Below are 17,569 nucleotides of genomic sequence, written 5' to 3' on the forward strand. Positions count from 1 at the left end.
CGTCCGGATCGTCGTGATCCGAACGCCGTTGTGCTCACGCTGGTTTGAACCGTCGACAACCTCCGTCGCCGGGGCCAGGGTGCTCCCGGTGAGTGGATTTCCCCGGTTCGGCGTGTGGGCGAACGTGCACGGAACGATGGCGGCGCTGGGTCACCCCGACGATCCGGTCGATGCGTCGTGGTCCCGGGTGCGTGACCAGATCCTGCTGGCCGAGCGACTCGGGTTCGACAGCACGCTGATCGCCCAGCACACGATGAACCCCCTCGGCGAGTCGCTCGACCAACTCGACGCGTGGAGTGCCGCGGCCGCGGTCGCGGCGCTGACGGAGTCGATCGAGATCATCGCGGCGGTCAAGCCGTCGATCGTGCATCCGACGATCCTGGCCAAGCAGGCCCTGGGCATCGAGGAGATCAGCCGTGGCCGGTTCGCGGTCAATGTCGTCAACGCCTGGTGGATCCCCGATCTCGAGCGCTCGGGGATCGGCCTGCTCGACCACGGTGAGCGCTACGCCTACGGCGCCGAGTGGCTGCACATCACCCGGAGGCTGCTGACGGGTGAACGGACCACGTTCCACGGCAGACACTTTCACGTCGACGACTTTCACCTGCACCCGGCGGGCACCTACCGGACGCGACCGCGCATCTATCTCGGTGGCGAGTCGGGGCCGGCGCGCGACCTCGCCGCGGCCGAGGCCGACGTGCTGTTCCTCAACGGTCAGGCACCGGACGAGGCGCGCACGCTCCTCACCGACGTGCGGCGCCGTCCTCGACGCGGGTTGGACCCCATCCGGTTCGGGTTGGCGGCGTTCGTCGTGACCGCACCGACGCAGCGCGAGGCCGCGGAACTGCTGGAGTACCACTGGGAACTCAACGCCCGCGACCGCGCCGGCGACGGTGACACCATCGACCGGTTCAGCCGCGACACCGATCCGAATTCGGTGATGTGGCAGCGGCTGCGCGAACGGCCGCACATCGGGCCCAACGGTGGAACGGCGGCGGGTCTGGTCGGGGATTACGACACCGTCGCGCAACGGATCGTCGACTGGCACGGGCTCGGGATCGAGACGTTCATGCTCGCTTTCCAGCCGTTCGAGGCCGAGATGCACCGGTTCGCGGGGGAGATCGTGCCGCGGGTGCGGGCGCTGGTGCAGCGCGCGGAGGCGGCGTCGTGACACCTGCACCGAAGTTCCACTGGTATCTGCCCACTCACGGGGATACCGCCACGGTCGCCGACAACCGGGGCAGCGCCTCGGCACGCTCGGGATCGCATCTGGAGCCGACGTTGCACAACCTCACCGCGCTGGGACGGGCGGCCGAGGGTTTCGGCTTCGAGGCGGTGCTGACCCCGACCGGTTCGCACTGCGAGGACTCCTGGATCGCCACCGCGGCGCTGGCGCAGCACACCCGGCGGCTGAAGTACCTGGTGGCGTTCCGGCCCGGTGTGCTGTCGCCGACGCTGGCCGCACAACAGGTCAGCACCTATCAGCGGTTCACCGGGAACCGCCTGGCGCTCAACGTGGTCACCGGTGGCGACGACGACGAGATGCGGCGCTACGGCGATGCGATCGACAAGTCGGCGCGCTACCGGCGCACCGGAGAGTTCCTGCGCGTCGTGCGGGGGATCTGGTCGGAACCCGAGTTCTCCCACCACGGCGAGTTCTACGGCATCGACCAGGCCCGGATGGCGTACCCGCTCACCCAGGTGCCGACGATCTACTTCGGCGGTTCGTCACCGGAGGCCATCGAGGTGGCCGCCGAACACGCCGACGTCTATCTGACGTGGGGCGAGCCGCCGGATCAGGTCGCCGAGAAGATCGACCGGGTGCGCGTGGCGGCCGCCCGGTACGGTCGCACGCTGCGGTTCGGTGTGCGGATGCACACCGTCGCGCGGCCGACCTCCGCGCAAGCGTGGCGGCGGGCCGAAGAACTCATCGCGGGACTGTCGGCCGACGAGGTCCGCCGGGCGCACGAGCGCTACCTGGTGAGCGGGTCGGAGGGGCAGCGGCGGATGGCCGCGCTGACCACCGGCGCGCTCGTCGACGCGCGGAGCCTCGAGGTGTATCCGGGGCTGTGGGCGGGGCCGAGCCTGCTGCGCGACGGCGCGGGCACGGCGGCGACCGGCAGTTACGGCGAGGTGGCGGCGGTGCTCGAGGAGTACGCGCGGCTGGGCGTCAGCGAGTTCGTGCTGTCGGGCTACCCGCAGGCCGAGGAGATCCACCACGTCGGTGAGGGCGTGCTGCCGCTCCTGGCGGGCACTCCCGCCGAGGCGGTCCCCACCCGCTGAGGGATGTGCGATGGTGAGCGGGTGGCTGCCGTAGACGTCCGTCCCGCGCATCGATCGGATATCCGGGAGTTGGCCGGCGTACTCGGCCGGGCGTTTCACGACGATCCGGTGATGAACTGGGTCCTGCCCGACGACGCTGCGCGCGGCCGGGGGCTCAAGCGGATGTTCGCCACCATGACCCGGCACCACTTCCTGCGCGGCGGCGGTGTGGAGGTGGCCGCGGCGGCGGGCGGTACCGGCGCGGCCGCACTGTGGGATCCGCCGGGCCGGTGGAAACAGACGCGGCTCGAGGAGTTGCTCATGATGCCGGCGTTCATACGGGCGTTCGGCAACCGCGTCGCGAGGGGTCAGCAGGTGGCCGATCTGATGAAGGAACACCATCCGGAGGAGCCGCACTGGTATCTGGCCATCATCGGCAGCGATCCCGCCGTGCGGGGCGCGGGTCTGGGCCAGGCGCTGATGCGCTCACGGCTGGACCGCTGCGACGCCGAGTACGCGCCGGCCTACCTGGAATCCAGCAACCCCGACAACATCCCGTACTACGAACGGTTCGGATTCGAGGTCACCGGGGAACTGAGGGTGCCCGACGGCGGCCCCTCGCTGTGGCCGATGTGGCGCGAGCCGCGCTGAGCCGCGCCGAGACTGCCGGGAGATCACGAATACCGCGGAAAACGCGATCCCACAGCAGTTTCGGCGACAACCGCGGCCACCGTCACGGGAGGTGCATCAGCTGACCGGCCAGGCCGAACAGCCGGCTGCCCAGCCTCAACACCGGAATTCCCAAGGGCAGCAACAGGATTGTCACGCACAACAGCCCGCCGACGAGCCACACCACCGCCGCGACCACGCCCAGCAGCACACCGACCACGGCCGAGACGATTCCCAGCACCACGCCGAGTAATCCGTTCAACACCCGCATTTCGGCCTCCCATCACTTCGATACCAATCGCGACAGACGCTTACGCTCCCCGCGCAGCGTCTTGCGCGCGTTGCGAGTCGTCTTGTCGGTGGTCTTCGTCAGCTCTTTGACCGGATGCGCCACCCCGCGCGGCATCATCAACTGCACTGCGTGGGTCAGCAGGCGTCGCGCGAGGCCGAGTAGGGGGACCCCGATCGGCAACAGGATGGCGGTGAGACACAGGACGAAGCCGACGAGGCCGATGACGCCGGCGAGGATCCACAGCAGCGCACCGAGGAGGCCGCGTAGTACGCGCATCTCGACGCTCCTTCCCTGACCCGCCTGTGCCGCTGGGCGACAGGCGAGGGGGTTACAGCATCGGCACCGGTCGGCAGTAAGCGCACAGTCCCGGATGCATGGTGGGGTAGCCGCAGGCGAAGCAGATGGCCACGACGGCTATCGGCGATGCCGTGGGGGAGGCTGTGTTGAGCTGTGCCGAGTCGACGCCGACACTGTGTCCGTTCATTGCTCGTCCTTCCTGATGAACGGACTACCCGGCCTGGGGGCAAATCAACCACTCCGTCAATAGTTTGCGGGTGGTCAGCTCCAGGAGTATTCGGCGCGCAGCCGCGCGGCGACCACCTCGAAGCGGGCGCGGTCGAGGATCGCGCCCTCGCGGCGGATGCCCTCCTCGGGCACGTCCAGCACGCGGTCCAACCGCACCCAGCTGGCCCGGTCGTCGTAATCCCAGCTGCCCGCGCCGATCGCGACCCAGTTCGGGTCGTCGTGGTGGTGGTCCTGGCTGGAGAGCATCAACCCGAGCAGGGTGCGGCGGTCGCGGCCGACGACCAGCACCGGACGGTCCTTGCCGCGGGTCGGATCGTCCTCGTAGACCACCCAGGTCCACACGATCTCCCCGGGATCGGCCCGTCCGTCGAGATCGGGCGCGTACACGATCTTGCGGGCCCGGTGCGCGGTCGGGACGCTGTTGCTCGTGACCGGCCGGCCCGCGGTGATCGCCGGCGTGGTCGTGTTCGAGGCGCCGGCCAACGCCGACAGACCCACGCCCAACCCGATCTTCAGCCCCTGTTGGATGCCCTGCTGCACCGTGCGCGGCCGGTTCTCGGACTGCTGGAGCTGGCGGATCACCTTGGGTGCTTCCTGGAACACCAGCTTCTCCGCCAACCGTTGGAACGTCTTCCACTGCGACGCCATGATTCCGAGCATAGGTGAGGACGGCCGGGCGCGATTGTGCCGCGAGGCACCACGGTCGATACCCTTGAGGTGCGCACACGCGCCCCGTTGCGACGTCTACCAGGAGATTCCCATCAGCAGCTTCGCCGACCAGACCTTCACCGCGCCGGCGCAGATTCGCAACTTCTGCATCATCGCCCACATCGACCACGGCAAGTCGACGCTCGCCGATCGGATGCTGCAGCTCACCGGTGTCGTCGCCGACCGCGACATGCGCGCGCAGTACCTCGACCGGATGGACATCGAGCGCGAACGCGGCATCACGATCAAGGCCCAGAACGTCCGGCTGCCATGGAAGGTGAAGGGCCCGTCAGGCGATGAGGACTTCGTCCTCCACCTGATCGACACTCCGGGCCACGTCGACTTCACCTACGAGGTGTCGCGGGCCCTGGAGGCCTGCGAGGGTGCGGTGCTGCTGGTCGACGCCGCCCAGGGCATCGAGGCGCAGACGCTGGCCAACCTCTACCTGGCGCTCGACCGCGATCTGACGATCATCCCGGTGCTCAACAAGATCGACCTGCCCGCCGCCGACCCGGACCGCTACGCGGGCGAACTCGCCCACATCATCGGCTGCGAGCCGTCCGACGTGCTGCGGGTCTCCGGCAAGACCGGCGCCGGGGTGGCCGAGCTCCTCGACGAGGTCGTGCGCCAGGTGCCTGCCCCGGTCGGCGACCCGGAGGCACCCGCGCGGGCGATGATCTTCGATTCGGTCTACGACATCTACCGCGGCGTGGTCACCTACGTCCGCGTCGTCGACGGCAAGATCGTCCCGCGCGAGCGGATCAAGATGATGTCCACCGGCGCCACTCACGAACTGCTCGAGGTCGGCATCGTCTCCCCGGACCCCAAGGCCTCCGACGGGCTCGGCGTCGGTGAGGTCGGATACCTCATCACGGGTGTGAAGGACGTCCGGCAGAGCAAGGTCGGCGACACCGTGACCACCGCGCGCCGCGGTGCCACCGAGGCCCTGACCGGGTACCGCGAGCCCAAGCCGATGGTGTACTCCGGGCTCTACCCGGTCGACGGGTCGGACTATCCGGTGCTGCGTGAGGCGCTGGACAAGCTGCAGCTCAACGACGCCGCCCTGACGTACGAGCCGGAGACGTCGGTGGCGCTGGGCTTCGGCTTCCGCTGCGGGTTCCTGGGCCTGCTGCACATGGAGATCACCCGCGAGCGACTCGAGCGGGAGTTCAATCTCGACCTGATCTCCACCTCGCCGAACGTGGTCTACCGCGTCGTGCAGGACGACGGCACCGAGTTGATCGTCACCAACCCGTCGGACTGGCCGGAGGGCAAGGTGCGGACGGTGTTCGAACCGGTGGTCAAGACGACGATCATCGCGCCCAGCGAGTTCATCGGCACCATCATGGAGCTGTGCCAGTCCCGCCGCGGCGAACTCGGCGGGATGGACTACCTGTCGCCCGAGCGGGTCGAGCTGCGCTACACGATGCCGCTCGGGGAGATCATCTTCGACTTCTTCGACTCGCTGAAGTCGCGCACCCGCGGATACGCCAGCCTCGACTACGAGGAGGCGGGCGAACAGGAGTCCTCGCTGGTCAAGGTCGACATCCTGCTTCAGGGCGAGGCCGTCGACGCGTTCAGCGCGATCGTCCACAAGGACGGCGCCTCGGCTTACGGCAACAAGATGACGACCAAACTGAAGGAGCTCATCCCGCGCCAGCAGTTCGAGGTACCGGTACAGGCCGCGATCGGGTCGAAGATCATCGCCCGCGAGAACATCCGCGCCATCCGCAAGGACGTGCTGTCCAAGTGCTACGGCGGTGACATCACCCGTAAGCGCAAACTGCTGGAGAAGCAGAAGGAAGGCAAGAAGCGGATGAAGACCATCGGCCGGGTCGACGTCCCGCAGGAGGCGTTCGTCGCGGCGCTGTCCACCGACGCCGCCGGGGACAAACCCAAGAAGTAGGCCGAACGGTCGCACCGGCCGCGTCCGCGTGCTAGAGAAAGGCATGCGCGTCTCACGCCCGGCCTCGGTGCTGGCCTGCGCATGTCTGATCTCGGCCGGGTGCACGGCCACCGTCGACGGGGTGGCGGTCGATCCGGCGCCCGGGTCGGCGCCCTCGCCGGTGCGCGCGCTCGAGACGGTCCTGCCGACCGCCGAGGAGCTCTCCCAGGCCCTGGGCATCGCCCCGACCGGCCTGATGGGGCAACTCGTCGAGGGCGGCGCCGACACCCTGCTGCGCGGCGTCGAGCGGGCGCAGGCGACGCCGGTGGAGTGTGTCAGCACCACCTACCGCCTCCAGCAGGCCGTCTACGGCGCCAGTGCGGTGCGCTCGGTCGCGAGTCGGTCGTGGGCGGCCGGGAGCGTCGACGGCCCGGCGCTGAGCGGGTTCTTCGGGGTGGTGCAACTCGGCTCGGCGGACGAGGCGGAGGCGTTCTTCGCCACCGCGGCCGACGACTGGGGTCGCTGCGACGGCCGGACGGTGGTGCTGCGGCGCGGCGCTCCCGGCGCCGGCGAACAGAGCCGCATCACCGATGTGGCGGTCGACGATCGAGTGGTGTCGGCGGTGGTCGTCCACGAGGCGGCGCAGGCCGGCGGAATCCCGATCCAGCGCGCGCTGGGCGTGGCGGGTGACGCGATCGTCGACGTGGAGATCACCGACATCGCCGGGGCGCGTTCCGGCGGCGCGGACGGTGCGGTCGACGTCGCGCACCTCATGCTCGACAAACTGGCCGGCTGACGGCAGACGGGGACAGCGATGGGCCGGATCAAGGCGGTCGCACTGGGTGTCACGGCGCTGGTGGCGCTGACGGCCGGGTGCGCGAACACCGTGTCCGGCAACGCCGTTCGGCCCGCGAACGTCGTGCCCGTCGACGTGCCGCCGTTGTCCGAGTCAGCCCTGGCGGACGTACTGCTGCCCATCGGCGAGCTCAACGACATCGTCGGCTCCACCCGGATGACCGTCACCAGCGACTCCGGGGAAATGACCGACCACTCCGGCGACGTCTCCGATCCCGGGTGCCTGGGGGCGATCTACGGCGCCGAGGCACCCGTCTACGCCGACAGCGGGTGGACCGTCGTGCGCGACCAGGTGGCCCGCGAACCCGATCAGGGCAACCGGCACTGGGTCGAGCAGACGGCGGTGCTCTATCCGTCGGAGGCCGAGGCGCAGGCCTTCGTCGACGGCTCCCGGACCATGTGGCAGGACTGCGCCAGCGCCGCGCTCACCGTCGACGACGGTGTCGTGCGCTCGGTGTGGGACCTGGCGTCGGTGATCGCCGACGGGTCGCTGCTCACCCAGGTGTCGGTTCAGCGCGACGCCGACGGATGGGGCTGCCAGCACGCGCTCTCGGCGGTGTCGAACCTGACCGTCGAGGCCTGGGCGTGCGCGTTCGGCCCCGGTGACGAGGCGGCCACGATCGCCACCGAGATGGTGGCCAACGCCGCCGAGGCGGCCCGCTAGCCCGGGCTTTCACGAACCCTGCAACGGTGTCCAGCGTTGGTGAACGCCGCTGGCCTCACCCGGCACCGCGGGCCGACAATGGCCCACGTGCTGCCCGTCCTCGACCTCACCGATGCCGACACCGACCCGGCGGGATTCCGTGACCGGCTGCGGGAGGCCGCCCACGACGCCGGATTCTTCTACCTCGTCGGCCACGGTGTGCCGGTCGAGCGGTTCGAGCAGGTGTTGCGGCTGGCGCGGGCGTTCTTCGCCCAACCGCTCGAGCGCAAGGACGAGATCAGCCAGCTGCTCAGCCCACAGTTTCGGGGCTACTCCCGCCTCGGCGGAGAACTGACCAACGGCACCGTCGACTGGCGCGAGCAGATCGACATCGGACCGGAGCGGGAGGTGATCGACGGCGCGCAGGGCTACTGGCGGCTGCAGGGCCCGAACCTGTGGCCGGCACAGCCCCCGGGATTCCGCGCCGCCTTCGAGGACTGGGGCGCCGCGCTGTCGGCGGTCGGGCTGCGGCTGCTGCGGCACTGGGCGGTGTCTCTCGGCGCGGCCGAGAACGTCTTCGACGCGGCGTTCGCCGACCGGCCCGCCACGCTGATGAAGGTGGTGCGCTACCCCGGCACGACCGACACCGATCAGGGCGTGGGCGCCCACAAGGACTCCGGGGTGTTGACGCTGCTGCTCGTCGAACCCGAATCCACCGGTCTGCAGGTCGAATCGGGCCCCGACGAGTGGATCGACGTACCGCCGCTGCGCGGAGCCTTCATCGTCAACATCGGGGAACTGCTCGAGGTGGCGACGGGAGGGTATCTCCGCGCCACCCGTCACCGCGTGCTCGCTCCACCACCAGGTACGGACCGCGTCTCGATCCCGTACTTCCTCAATCCGGCGCTCGACGCGCTGATCCCCGTCTTGGCGCTGCCGCCGGACCTCGCCGTCCGATCGCGCGGCGTGGAGGCCGACCCCGACAACCCGATCTTCAACACCTACGGCGAGAACGCGTGGAAGTCGCGCACCAGGGCGCACCCCGACGTGGCCGAACTCCACCACGGCATCACCCGGTGATCGAGTCGGGCTGATCGCAATACTGGTGGCGCCTCACCGCGTCACCGTACGGTCGCGACGTGTTCGACGTGCGCCGGCTCGTGGTGTTGCGCGAAGTGGTGCGCTGCGGCTCGCTGAGCGCCGCGGCGATGTCGCTGAGCTACACCACATCCGCGGTTTCCCAGCAGATCACGGCGCTGGAACGGGACATCGGCGCCAAGCTGCTCGAGCGGGGGCCGACGGGCGCCCGGGCCACCGCGGCGGGCACCCGGTTGCTCGAACACTCCGACGTGATCCTGGGCGCCGTCACCGCCGCCGAACGGGATCTCGCGCGGCTGGCGACCGCGGCGCCCGACACGCTGCGGGTCGCCTCGTTCGCCAGCGCGGCCGCGACCATCCTGCCCCGCGTGATCGCCCGGCTGCAGCACGAACACCCGGCCACCGCAATCGAACTCCTGACCGCCGACCCCGACGACGCGGTGGCATTGCTCGGCGACGGCGCCGACGCGGCGATGGTGACCGAGGTGCCCGGCGAGCCGCCCGAATTCCGCGGTGTGCACACCGTGCCCGTCTACGACGACGAGTTCTTCGTGGTGCTGCCGCGCGCCCACCGGTTGGCCGACGCGGTGGAGGTGCCGTTCGAGGCGCTGGCGGCCGAGCGGTGGGTGGTCAGCACCGCGACCGGCGCCTGCCCCGACACCCGGGTGTTCCAGCACGCCTGCCGCCGTGCGGGTTTCGACCCGGACGTGACCTTCCGGGCTGACGACTACGGCACGGTGCAGGGAATGGTCGCCGCGGGTATGGGGGTGTCTCTCGTCCCGTCGCTGGCGGCGTGGGCCGCGCGCAGCGACGTCGCCGTGCGCCGGCTCACCCACCGGCCGGTGCGCCGGGTCGCGGTGGCGACCGCGACGGCGCCCGAACCGGGTACGCCGGTCGCGCGACTGGTGGCGCTCATCGGTGACACCGGCGCGCGGTTGCGGGCGCGAGGTGTATTCACCGTTCCTGCAACCCCTTCCAGTGTCGCTTGAACCGTCTTCCCCAGCCATCGCCGTCGCCCTAACGTCCCACGGGCACGGCCGTCGACGAAAGGACCCACCCCCCGATGACCATCACGTCCGAGAGCACGGCCCCCCTTCTGCTGTCGGTGGCGGAGACCCTGGCGGTCGCCCGCGGCGTCGCCGACGAGATCGCCGCCGGTGCGGTCGACCGCGAGATCCGCGGAATCCTGCCCGAGGCCGAACTACGCCGGGTCGCCGAGAGCGGTCTGCTCGGAATCCTCGTGCCCGAGCGGTTCGGTGGACCGGATCTGCCCCAGTCGGCCGCGGTCGAGGTGCTGCGCATCCTGTCGGAGGCCGATTCGGCCGTCGGGCAGCTGCTGCTGGCCCACTTCGTCCTCAGCGCCGCCATCAGGGGGCTCGGGGACACGGAACCGGCCCCGACGATCTACCGGGACGTCCTCGCCGGAGCTCAACTGGGCAACGCCACCGTCGAACGTGGTACCCGGCTCAGTGTCGACCGCCTGACCACGGTGACCCGCGGCTCCGGTGGGGGATGGGTGCTCGACGGCACCAAGTTCTACGCCACCGGAACACTCGGTGCGAGCTGGATCGCCGTCGCAGCCCGCATCGCGGGCACCGAACCCGCCCACGGCGCAACGGTGTTCGTGCGGCCCACCGACGCCGGCGTCACACTGAACCTGGACCGCTGGTCGTCGTTCGGCCAGCGCGGCACCGCCAGCGGTGAAGTGGTGTTCGACCGGGTGGCCGTCGACGATGCCTTCGTGATCGACGAGGGTCCCGACCCCGATCCGGTGACCGCCCCGCCGTCGGTGCTCGGCGCATTCGATCAGGCGCTGCACGCGGCGGTGGACATCGGCATAGCCCGCGCGGCCCTGACCGACGGCGCCCGGTTCGTCACCACCAAGAGCCGGCCGTGGTTCGAGGCCGGTGTCGAGCACGCCGCCGACGAACCCCATGTCGTCCGCCGTTTCGGCGAGCTGACCGCCCGGCTGTACGCCCTGGAGGCGCTGCTCGCCGCGGGGACGGCCCGCATCGACGAGGCGCTGACCGAACCGGAGCTGTCCCGCGAGTCCGCCGCCGCGGCTTCCCTGCAGGTGGCCGCCGCCAAGGCGCTCGCCCAGGAGTTCGCGGTCGAGATCGCCGGCGGCGTCTTCGAACTCGCGGGCGCCTCGGCCACCGACCGCGGGTACGCGCTCGACCGGCACTGGCGCAACGTGCGTGTGCACTCGCTGCACGATCCGGCCCGGTGGAAGTACGTCCACCTCGGCAACCACACCCTGCGAGGCACGCTGCCGCCGCGCCTCGGCGTCCTGCTCTGACTTCGCCCACCGCACAGAGGATTCGACCATGACCGACCAGCAATCCGCCGGCTTCTACCTGACCGGCAGCATCAACGTCCCCAGCGTCGACGACGCGTTCCGGCTCGTCGGTTCACGCCTGCAGCCCGGGGTCACCCGGGTGCCCGACGGCGAACCGGGGGATCGGGCGAACTGGGTGCTCACCCAGGCCGGCCACTTCCTGGACAACCCCACGCTCGACGTGGCCGACGGCCGGGCCCGGGTCCGCCCCGGGGTGAGCGTCGAATTCCCTGCGGTCGACTACCATTCGGTGGCCGCCGATTCGTACGCGGCGTTCCGCGCCGCACGTGACGGCGGTGGGCTCGCCCCCGAATCGCGCTTCCTGGTGTCGATCCCGACGCCGTTCAACGCGGTGAACTCGTTCGCCGAGTTCGATTCCCAGGTCGAGATCGCCTACGCCTACGAGCAGCGGCTGCGTGAGAGCGTCGAGGCCGTGCAGGAGGCGATCCCACCGGCCGACCTGGCGATCCAATGGGACCTGCCGACCGAACTGGCCACCGTCGAAGGCTGGTTCGCCAACCCCTACGGCGGGCTGGAACCGGTCTTCGCCGCCACCGCCCGGCTCGCGGACTGGGTGCACGAGGACGCCGACCTCACCTTCCACCTGTGCTACGGCGACTCCAAGTTCGGCGCATCGCCGTTCATGGGGGTCCCGCCCGACGAGGAGGCCGCGGCCCGCGGGGGCCGCCACATCCTGCCGCGTGACGCGCGGGCGATCGTCACGCTCGCCAACGGCCTGTCCCGCCATGTGCGACGGCGTATCGACGCCTTCCAGGCGGCCACCGTCGCGGCATGGACCAGACGCGCCCACTGGCAGCCGCTGGCCGACCTCGCGCTGGAACCGGGCACCGAGGTCTACCTCGGACTCCTGCACGCCGAGGACGGCGCCGCCGGGGCACGCGCGCGCAGCGCGCTGGCCCGCGAATTCCTCCCCGGGTTCGGGCTGTCCACCGAGTGCGGACTGGGCAGGCATTCGGCCGGACAACTCGCCGCGGTGCTGGCCGCGTGGCAGGAACTGTCGGTCAGGGAACCGGTCCCGGTCTGAGTCCCGGGCTCGTCACCCCGTCGCGCCGGAGGCAGTGGTCGGCGCGTGCCCGTGGTCGCGGTGCAGGCCGGGGATGAGCATCGGGACCCGGCGGCGGTAGTCGCGGTACTCGTCACCCATCGCCTCGGTCAGGTCGTGCTCCTCGAAGCGCAGCGCGACCATGATGTAGGCGGTCGTGGCGACGGCGAAGAGCAGATGCCCCGCGGACATGGTCGGCGTCGCCCAGAACGCGACGATGAACCCGAGCATGATCGGGTGCCGCACCACCTTGTAGAGCAGCAACGTCTGGAACTTCAGACCGGTGTAGGGCTCACCCCGCCAGCCCAGGTACACCTGGCGCAGCCCGAACAGGTCGAAGTGGTTGATCATGAACGTCGACGCGAGGACTGTCGCCCAGCCCGCCCAGAAGGCGACCCACAGGGCGAACCGCCCGGGCGCCCACGAGACGTCCCACACCGTCTGCGGCATGGTGCGCCACTGCCAGAACAGCAGGAACAACAGCAGGCTCGCGATGAGGACGAACGTGCTGCGCTCGACCACCGGCGGCACCCACCGCGTCCACCGGCGCTTGAACGCCGGGCGTGCCATGACGCTGTGCTGCACGGCGAACAGTCCGAGCAGGAGCAGGTTGACCACGATCGCTTCGCCGACCGGGGCGTCGACCGCAGAGTCGACGGTGCGCGGCACCGCGAAGTCGCCGACGAAGCCCACCGCGTACAAGAACGCGGCGAGGAAGACCACATAGCTGACGATGCCGTACGCGACGGCGAGGATCCGACTCATCATGCCCTCCCGAGATGTCCTGTCCGCGACGGCGTGACCGGCGCCCAGAACGGCAGCACTCTTTGCCGAGAGGTGTTGTCGGAGTGGGATTGTCGCGTGTCTACCCGGCCGATGCGGGCTGAGCCGAGGTACCGGCGACAGGCGAGATCACGTCTCGTGGCGGCCGTGGTGGCCACACGTCAACGGTAGACCGCCGGGTGGGGGTCCGAAAGCCCCGATCCGCCGCTAACCCGCCGCTAACCCGTCGCGACCCGGCGGGCGCCGCGGATCAGCTCGCCCCACACGGTGTACGCCTCGGCGTGATCGGCCGAGGAGGTTCCGCCCGCCAGGGCCACCAGCCCCCCGGCCACGCGGCCGATACCGAGTCCGGTCTGCTTCACCACGGCGACCAACTCGTCGAACGCCTGGCGTTCGGTGCAACCCCGCAGCCCCATCAGGATGCCGATCGCGACGTCGATGACCCGGCGCGACGTCACGTCCGTGATCCGGTTGTCCATGTCCCTACCCCCTTCGACTGCACCATCGTGCTGAGTCGGTGCTGCGTCTGGCAAGACATGGATACACGCTGATCCTGACCATGGGGTGAACGTTGCGTCACGACGGCGCGTTGGCCGGGACGAAGACCCCGGAGCTGTCCGCCTCCTCCTCGGCCCGGATCACGTGCACCACCGCGTTGATCAACGCCAGATGGGTGAACGCCTGCGGGAAGTTGCCCAGGTGACGGCCCGTACGGGGCTCGATCTCCTCGGCGTAGAGGTGCAGCGAACTGGCGAAGGACAACAACCGCTCGCACAGATGCTTGGCCCGGCTGATCTCGCCGATCTCCACCAGTGCCGACACCAGCCAGAACGAGCAGATCGTGAACGTGCCCTCCTCGCCTGCCAGCCCGTCGTCGGTCTCCTCGACGCGGTAGCGCAGGACCAGGCCCTCCTCGGTGAGCTCGTCGGCGATGGCCAGTACGGTGTTGCGCACCCGCTCGTCGTCGGGCGGCAGGAACCGGACCAGCGGGACCAGCAGCAGGGAGGCGTCCAGCGCGTCGTCGCCGTAGCGCTGGGTGAACACCCCCCGCGAGTCGACGCCGTTGGCCAGGATGTCGGCCTTGATCTCGTCGGCGGTCTCGCGCCACTGCTGGGCGTAGCTCTTCTCGCCCTCCAGTTCCGCGAGCTTCGCGCCACGGTCCAGCGCCACCCAGCACATCACCTTCGACGAGGTGAAGTGTTGCGGTTCGCCGCGGACCTCCCAGATCCCGCGGTCCGGTTCCTTCCAGTGCTTGACGGCCTCCTCGACCTGGTTCTTGAGCACCGGCCACAGCGCCTCGGGAATCTGCTCGCGCGATTTGGTGTGCAGGTAGACCGAATCGAGCATGGTGCCCCAAATGTCGTGCTGCATCTGGTTGTACGCGCCGTTGCCGATGCGCACCGGCCGGGCGCCGTCGTACCCGGACAGGTGGTGCAGCTCCTCCTCGACCAGGCTGCGCTCGCCACCGACGCCGTACATCACCTGCAGGGGGTGGCGCTCACCGTTGTTGGCGCCGGACACGTCGGCGATGAACGCGAAGAAGTCGTCGGCCTCCCGGTCCAGGCCCAGGGTGTAGAGCCCCCACAGCGCGAACGTCGAATCCCGCACCCACGCGTAGCGGTAGTCCCAATTGCGTTCGCCCTGAGGCGTTTCCGGCAATGATGTGGTGCTGGCGGCCAGCAGTGCGCCGGTCGGCGAGTAGGTCAGCCCCTTGAGGGTGAGCGCGCTGCGCTGCAGGTACGCCCGCCACGGATGGTCGGGGAAGTCGCCGACGTTGATCCACTGCCGCCACGCCTCGCTGGTCTGCCACATCTTGTCGGCGGCCTCTTCGTAGTTCTGCGGCGCCGGATGCTTCGACCACGACAGCGCGACGAACACGTTGTCGCCCTCCTTGAGCCGGGTGCGTGCCCTGGCCTCGCGGCCCTCCAGGCCAATGCGCAGATTGGTCGTCAGCCGCAGGGTCGGATGGGAGTCGGCATTGCGGTTGGCCCGCGCGATCGCCTCACCGTAGGCCGGTCCGGAGTACTCCCACTCGGCGCTCACCCGGTGGTAGTCGAACGACGGCTCGCAGTTCATCACCAGCTCGACGGTGCCGCTGACGCAGCGCACCGTGCGCAGCAGGATGTGCTCGGCGTCCCAGTCCATCGGCGTGCGGCGGTGGGTCCGCGACCGCGCCTCGAGGTCGTGCCAGGGGCCCATGACCAGCGCGTCGCGCACGATCAGCCAGCCGGTGTGGGTCTGCCACGTGGTCTCGAGGATCAGGCTGCCCGGCAGGTAGCGCCGCGCGGCGGGCACCGTCACCCCGTACGGGCCCAGCCGGAAGTGTCCCGCCCCGCGGTCCAGGATCGCGCCGAACACGCTCGGGGAATCCGGGCGCGGGACGCACAACCACTCGACGGAACCGGCCGAGGAGATCAGGCAGGTGTTCTCGCAGTCGGACAGGAAGCCGTAGTCGGCGATGGGCGGGAAGGGGTTCCGCAGCCCACCGGTGGGCGCGTAGGGCACCGGCGCCGTGACCGTCAACGGGGTGTCGGGCAGATAGGCGGGCTGACCCGGATGGGCGGCTCCGTCGGTGGCCTCGGTGTGTTGCAGAACCATGCCCGCCATCATCGGCTGCCGACGTGCTCGGCGTCTACTCAAACCGCATGTCGGGCGGTTGCTGTGCGGTGGGTGGGTCCACGCTGCCGGCGGCGTCGGTCGGCGCATCGCATAGTCTGGCCCGATGGACGCATTCCTCAGCTGGTGGGACGGCGTCGAGCTGTGGCTGACCGGTCTGGGCTTCGTCGCACAGACGGCGGTGGTGATGCCGGTGGCGTTGCTGCTGGCCTACGGTCTGGCGGTGATCCTCGACGGTGCGCTGGCCGCCGGTGTCCGGGTGCTGCGCCGTGCGCGCCATGACGGGCAGGAACCGTCATGACCGGGATGCCCCGGTCACGGGTGACCCTGATTCTGATCGTGCTGATCCTGCTCGTCATCGTCGCGTGGCTGATGACCCGCTGACCGCTCGGTATGAGCGATCGGCTCGGCTCTGTTATTGTTCGCGCCATGCATCCGGCGTCCGGCAATAGCGAGTGCCACATCTTGGCGCTCATTGCCGTGGGTTCGTGCGCGGTTGCTGACGTTCACTGTTGTTGCTGAAACCCCCCGTCTGCGGTTGGGGTTCGGCGACGCCGTTTCACGCTGCCTTGTCGTCGCCACCCGTGTCCGCTGTGACGGGAACCGTCCTGTGATCCACGGAAATCGACCGAAAGGCCATCCATGCTCAATTCGATCAGGTTCCCCAAGCGTCGGCGGGTCGCCGCCGCGCTCGCGACCACCGTGTCGCTTTCGGCACTTCTGGCCGCCTGCGGCGGCGGTGCCAGCGACGTCGCGGGCTCCGAGGGTGGCTCGAACGCCGAGACCACGCTGACGCTGGTCGCCTACGCGGTGCCGGAACCCGGCTGGGCGAAGGTGATCCCCGCGTTCGCGGCCACCGAGGAGGGCAAGGGCGTGGGCGTGACCGCGTCCTACGGCGCATCCGGTGACCAGTCCCGCGGCGTCGACTCGGGCAAGCCCGCGGACGTGGTGAACTTCTCGGTCGAACCCGACATCACCCGTCTGGTGAAGTCCGGCAAGGTCAGCGAGGACTGGAACAAGAACGCCACCAAGGGAATCCCGTTCGGCTCCGTGGTCAGCTTCATGGTCCGCGAGGGCAACCCGAAGAACATCCGGGACTGGGACGACCTGCTCAAGCCCGGCGTCGAGGTCATCACCCCGAGCCCGCTGAGCTCGGGTTCGGCGAAGTGGAACCTGCTCGCCCCGTACGCGGTGAAGAGCGACGGCGGCAAGAATCCGCAGGCCGGACTCGACTACGTCAACAAGCTGGTCAGCGAGCACATCAAGCTGCGCCCCGGCTCCGGTCGTGAGGCCACCGACGTGTTTCTGCAGGGCAGCGGCGACGTGCTGCTGGCCTACGAGAACGAGGCGATCAACTCGCGCCGCCTCGGCCACAAGTTCGACTACCTCAACCCCGCGCAGACCTTCAAGATCGAGAATCCGGTCGCGGTCGTCAACTCCAGCCGGCACCTCGAGCAGGCGACGGCGTTCGTGAACTACCAGTACACGCCCGAGGCCCAGAAGCTCTGGGCCGAAGCCGGATTCCGTCCGGTCGACCCCGCCGTCGCCAAGGAGTTCGCCGACGAGTATCCCGCGCCGCAGAAGCTGTGGACGATCGACGATCTGGGCGGCTGGTCGGAGGTGGACGGCGAGCTGTTCAACAAGGAGAGCGGATCGATCACCAAGATCTACACCCAGGCGACTGGATGATCACTGCCGTCGACGGCGACCAGGGCCGGGGGGCGGGGGGGGGCGCCCCGCCCCCCCCCCCCGCGGGGCGGGGGGGGGGGGGGGGGGGCCGCGGGCGGAGGGGCCCGGGGGGGGCCCCGGGGCGCGCGCCGCGGGGGCGCCGG

At 69.9% G+C, this 17,569-nt stretch carries 20 protein-coding genes; 13 read left to right on the top strand and 7 right to left on the bottom strand.

Annotated elements, in window-relative coordinates; translation table 11 throughout:
• Positions 1-88 precede the first annotated feature (88 nt).
• Genes AU196_RS16125 through AU196_RS16135 form a run of 3 tightly spaced genes read left to right on the top strand, consistent with a single transcriptional unit; the run spans position 89 to position 2,913 of the window.
• The gene (locus AU196_RS16125) at positions 89-1,171 is read left to right on the top strand and encodes an LLM class flavin-dependent oxidoreductase (protein WP_082695738.1); all 1,083 of its coding nucleotides are present in this window, start codon (positions 89-91) and stop codon (positions 1,169-1,171) included.
• Positions 1,168-2,283, top strand: a complete 1,116-nt coding sequence (locus AU196_RS16130) for an LLM class flavin-dependent oxidoreductase (protein ID WP_059096062.1) — start codon at positions 1,168-1,170, stop codon at positions 2,281-2,283. Before AU196_RS16125 ends, AU196_RS16130 begins: the two co-directional genes overlap by 4 nt.
• Before the next feature lie 21 nt (positions 2,284-2,304).
• Positions 2,305-2,913 (top strand): GNAT family N-acetyltransferase, encoded by a 609-nt coding sequence (locus AU196_RS16135; RefSeq protein ID WP_197415806.1) that lies wholly within the window; start codon positions 2,305-2,307, stop codon positions 2,911-2,913.
• Positions 2,914-2,995: 82 nt separating this feature from the next.
• On the opposite strand, the gene AU196_RS16140 is transcribed toward AU196_RS16135, so the two are convergent.
• The 4 genes from AU196_RS16140 to AU196_RS16150 all read right to left on the bottom strand — a co-directional run bounded on the left by AU196_RS16140 (position 2,996) and on the right by AU196_RS16150 (position 4,408).
• Entirely contained in the window at positions 2,996-3,202 is a 207-nt protein-coding gene (locus AU196_RS16140) for a hypothetical protein (protein WP_059096064.1), read from the bottom strand.
• A gap of 12 nt (positions 3,203-3,214) precedes the next feature.
• The gene (locus AU196_RS16145) at positions 3,215-3,499 is read right to left on the bottom strand and encodes a hypothetical protein (RefSeq protein ID WP_059096065.1); all 285 of its coding nucleotides are present in this window, start codon (positions 3,497-3,499) and stop codon (positions 3,215-3,217) included.
• A gap of 52 nt (positions 3,500-3,551) precedes the next feature.
• Complete coding sequence (locus AU196_RS25575) at positions 3,552-3,707, bottom strand: hypothetical protein (RefSeq protein WP_157546368.1); 156 nt, start codon at positions 3,705-3,707, stop codon at positions 3,552-3,554.
• 74 nt (positions 3,708-3,781) lie between these two features.
• Complete coding sequence (locus AU196_RS16150) at positions 3,782-4,408, bottom strand: type II toxin-antitoxin system PemK/MazF family toxin (protein ID WP_059096066.1); 627 nt, start codon at positions 4,406-4,408, stop codon at positions 3,782-3,784.
• 22 nt (positions 4,409-4,430) lie between these two features.
• On the opposite strand from AU196_RS16150, the gene lepA reads away from it, so the two are divergent.
• The 7 genes from lepA to AU196_RS16185 all read left to right on the top strand — a co-directional run bounded on the left by lepA (position 4,431) and on the right by AU196_RS16185 (position 12,320).
• Entirely contained in the window at positions 4,431-6,362 is a 1,932-nt protein-coding gene (gene lepA, locus AU196_RS16155; protein ID WP_059096067.1) for a translation elongation factor 4, read from the top strand.
• Positions 6,363-6,405: 43 nt separating this feature from the next.
• Complete coding sequence (locus tag AU196_RS16160; protein ID WP_059096068.1) at positions 6,406-7,137, top strand: sensor domain-containing protein; 732 nt, start codon at positions 6,406-6,408, stop codon at positions 7,135-7,137.
• 18 nt (positions 7,138-7,155) lie between these two features.
• Positions 7,156-7,860 (top strand): sensor domain-containing protein, encoded by a 705-nt coding sequence (locus AU196_RS16165; protein ID WP_059096069.1) that lies wholly within the window; start codon positions 7,156-7,158, stop codon positions 7,858-7,860.
• A gap of 87 nt (positions 7,861-7,947) precedes the next feature.
• Positions 7,948-8,919: an isopenicillin N synthase family dioxygenase gene (locus AU196_RS16170; RefSeq protein WP_059096112.1), complete on the top strand. Its 972-nt coding sequence runs from the start codon at positions 7,948-7,950 to the stop codon at positions 8,917-8,919.
• A gap of 59 nt (positions 8,920-8,978) precedes the next feature.
• Complete coding sequence (locus tag AU196_RS16175; protein WP_059096070.1) at positions 8,979-9,926, top strand: LysR family transcriptional regulator; 948 nt, start codon at positions 8,979-8,981, stop codon at positions 9,924-9,926.
• A 74-nt stretch (positions 9,927-10,000) separates the two neighbouring features.
• Positions 10,001-11,236, top strand: coding sequence for an acyl-CoA dehydrogenase family protein (locus AU196_RS16180; RefSeq protein ID WP_059096071.1), 1,236 nt, complete (start codon positions 10,001-10,003; stop codon positions 11,234-11,236).
• 28 nt (positions 11,237-11,264) lie between these two features.
• On the top strand, positions 11,265-12,320 hold the full coding sequence (locus AU196_RS16185) for a hypothetical protein (protein WP_059096072.1): 1,056 nt from the start codon (positions 11,265-11,267) through the stop codon (positions 12,318-12,320).
• Positions 12,321-12,332: 12 nt separating this feature from the next.
• Here AU196_RS16185 and mddA read toward each other — a convergent pair whose 3' ends face one another.
• The 3 genes from mddA to AU196_RS16200 all read right to left on the bottom strand — a co-directional run bounded on the left by mddA (position 12,333) and on the right by AU196_RS16200 (position 15,719).
• A complete protein-coding gene (gene mddA / locus AU196_RS16190) occupies positions 12,333-13,103 on the bottom strand; it encodes a methanethiol S-methyltransferase (protein WP_059096113.1) in 771 nt (256 codons plus the stop codon).
• A 236-nt stretch (positions 13,104-13,339) separates the two neighbouring features.
• A complete protein-coding gene (locus tag AU196_RS16195; RefSeq protein ID WP_059096073.1) occupies positions 13,340-13,600 on the bottom strand; it encodes an ANTAR domain-containing protein in 261 nt (86 codons plus the stop codon).
• A 97-nt stretch (positions 13,601-13,697) separates the two neighbouring features.
• Complete coding sequence (locus tag AU196_RS16200) at positions 13,698-15,719, bottom strand: glycoside hydrolase family 15 protein (protein ID WP_059096114.1); 2,022 nt, start codon at positions 15,717-15,719, stop codon at positions 13,698-13,700.
• A 124-nt stretch (positions 15,720-15,843) separates the two neighbouring features.
• Here AU196_RS16200 and AU196_RS16205 point away from each other — a divergent pair, with 124 nt between their 5' ends.
• From AU196_RS16205 to AU196_RS16210, 3 genes are all read left to right on the top strand, one after another.
• Complete coding sequence (locus AU196_RS16205) at positions 15,844-16,038, top strand: hypothetical protein (RefSeq protein WP_059096074.1); 195 nt, start codon at positions 15,844-15,846, stop codon at positions 16,036-16,038.
• 128 nt (positions 16,039-16,166) lie between these two features.
• Positions 16,167-16,259: an Ms4533A family Cys-rich leader peptide gene (locus AU196_RS26380; protein ID WP_353612146.1), complete on the top strand. Its 93-nt coding sequence runs from the start codon at positions 16,167-16,169 to the stop codon at positions 16,257-16,259.
• 120 nt (positions 16,260-16,379) lie between these two features.
• Entirely contained in the window at positions 16,380-17,426 is a 1,047-nt protein-coding gene (locus AU196_RS16210) for a sulfate ABC transporter substrate-binding protein (protein WP_059096075.1), read from the top strand.
• Positions 17,427-17,569: the final 143 nt, after the last annotated feature.

The sequence above is a fragment of the Mycobacterium sp. IS-1742 genome (genome assembly GCF_001500125.1).
In the GTDB taxonomy this organism is placed as follows: Bacteria; Actinomycetota; Actinomycetes; order Mycobacteriales; family Mycobacteriaceae; genus Mycobacterium.

Excerpts from the sequence above, each read along its gene's own strand:
- AU196_RS16200 (WP_059096114.1), bottom strand. The coding sequence starts at position 15,719 with ATGGTTCTGCAACACACCGAGGCCACCGACGGAGCCGCCCATCCGGGT.
- AU196_RS16210 (WP_059096075.1), top strand. The coding sequence starts at position 16,380 with ATGCTCAATTCGATCAGGTTCCCCAAGCGTCGGCGGGTCGCCGCCGCG.
- AU196_RS16205 (WP_059096074.1), top strand. The coding sequence starts at position 15,844 with ATGGACGCATTCCTCAGCTGGTGGGACGGCGTCGAGCTGTGGCTGACC.
- AU196_RS16145 (WP_059096065.1), bottom strand. The coding sequence starts at position 3,499 with ATGCGCGTACTACGCGGCCTCCTCGGTGCGCTGCTGTGGATCCTCGCC.
- AU196_RS16140 (WP_059096064.1), bottom strand. The coding sequence starts at position 3,202 with ATGCGGGTGTTGAACGGATTACTCGGCGTGGTGCTGGGAATCGTCTCG.
- AU196_RS16150 (WP_059096066.1), bottom strand. The coding sequence starts at position 4,408 with ATGCTCGGAATCATGGCGTCGCAGTGGAAGACGTTCCAACGGTTGGCG.
- AU196_RS16160 (WP_059096068.1), top strand. The coding sequence starts at position 6,406 with ATGCGCGTCTCACGCCCGGCCTCGGTGCTGGCCTGCGCATGTCTGATC.
- AU196_RS25575 (WP_157546368.1), bottom strand. The coding sequence starts at position 3,707 with ATGAACGGACACAGTGTCGGCGTCGACTCGGCACAGCTCAACACAGCC.
- AU196_RS16195 (WP_059096073.1), bottom strand. The coding sequence starts at position 13,600 with ATGGACAACCGGATCACGGACGTGACGTCGCGCCGGGTCATCGACGTC.
- AU196_RS16165 (WP_059096069.1), top strand. The coding sequence starts at position 7,156 with ATGGGCCGGATCAAGGCGGTCGCACTGGGTGTCACGGCGCTGGTGGCG.
- AU196_RS16185 (WP_059096072.1), top strand. The coding sequence starts at position 11,265 with ATGACCGACCAGCAATCCGCCGGCTTCTACCTGACCGGCAGCATCAAC.
- mddA (WP_059096113.1), bottom strand. The coding sequence starts at position 13,103 with ATGAGTCGGATCCTCGCCGTCGCGTACGGCATCGTCAGCTATGTGGTC.
- AU196_RS26380 (WP_353612146.1), top strand. The coding sequence starts at position 16,167 with ATGCATCCGGCGTCCGGCAATAGCGAGTGCCACATCTTGGCGCTCATT.
- AU196_RS16180 (WP_059096071.1), top strand. The coding sequence starts at position 10,001 with ATGACCATCACGTCCGAGAGCACGGCCCCCCTTCTGCTGTCGGTGGCG.